Source organism: Mesorhizobium sp. PL10 (genome assembly GCF_053714315.1).
The window spans coordinates 1-1,114 of sequence record NZ_JBSKBR010000144.1; the positions used below are offsets into that span (position 1 = coordinate 1).

The window sequence follows — 1,114 nt, forward strand, 5'->3', positions numbered from 1 at the left end:
GATGTGATCGAGGAGAAGCTGTTCGATCGCCGGCGGGACCTGTTCACCGATCTGAGCCTGGTATTCATGGATACCACCTCGCTGTCGTTTTACGGCGAAGGCGGCGAGGGCCTTGGCAAGCGCGGGCATTCCAAGGATTACCGGCCGGATCTGGCACAAATGATCCTTGCCCTCGTCGTTGATGCCCAGGGACGGCCAATCTGCACAGAGATGGTGCCGGGTAACACTGCCGACAGCCGTGTCCTTCTGCCGATCGTTGATCGTCTGCGTGAGCGCTTCGGGATTACCCGGGCTTGCGTGGTTGCTGATCGCGGCATGATCAGCGCCGCCACCATTGCCGCGCTTGAGGAACGGGGCATGGAATACATCCTGGGTGCCCGTGAGCGTTCCAGCAGCACCATCCGCGACATCGTGCTCGAAGATCATGCGCCGATGGTGCCGATGGTGCTCGAGCGGCAGAAGGGCGAGACCCAGTTGTGGGTAAAAGAGGTGCGTGTCGACAGGCAGCGCTACATCGTCAGCCTCAATGAAGCCGAGGCCGAGAAGGACCGCAACGACCGCCAGGCCATCATCGCCGGGCTCGAGACCCAGTTGAAGAAGGGCGACAAGGCGCTCGTCGGCAACTCGGCTTACCGGCGCTATCTCCGCCGCACCGATAGCGGCAGGGCCTTCGAGGTCGATCCCGGCAAGCTTGCCGATGAAGCCCGTTTCGACGGTATCACCGTGCTGAGAACCAACACGACGATCTCTCCGCTTCGAGCCGTGTTGCGTTATCGCGATCTGCTCGAGGTCGAGAACCTATTCCGCAGCGCCAAGGCCAGTTTCGACACGCGGCCCGTCTTCCATCAGTCCGACGCCGCCATTCGTGGCCATGTCTTCTGCTCCTTCCTGGCGCTCACGCTTGCCAAAGAAATGACCAGGCTGTGCCGGGACAAGGGCCTAAAGCCCGAGTGGCAGCCGCTTCTCAATGATCTCGATCGCCTGCAGCAGGCAACCATCGAAAAGGACGGCAAGACCATCACGGTGCGTACGCCAACGACCGGCATGGTCGGCAGCGTCTTCCAGGCTACCGGTATCGCCCTGCCGGCAAACATCCGCGAATAGCTGTCTCATA

General features: G+C 61.4%; 1 protein-coding gene. It reads left to right on the forward strand.

Annotated elements, in window-relative coordinates; all coding sequences use genetic code 11:
* Positions 1 to 1,104, forward strand: a 1,104-nt coding sequence (locus tag ACWGTO_RS33505) for an IS1634 family transposase (protein ID WP_454578956.1), incomplete at its 5' end; no start/stop codon positions are given.
* Between the last annotated feature and the right edge of the window lie 10 nt (positions 1,105 to 1,114).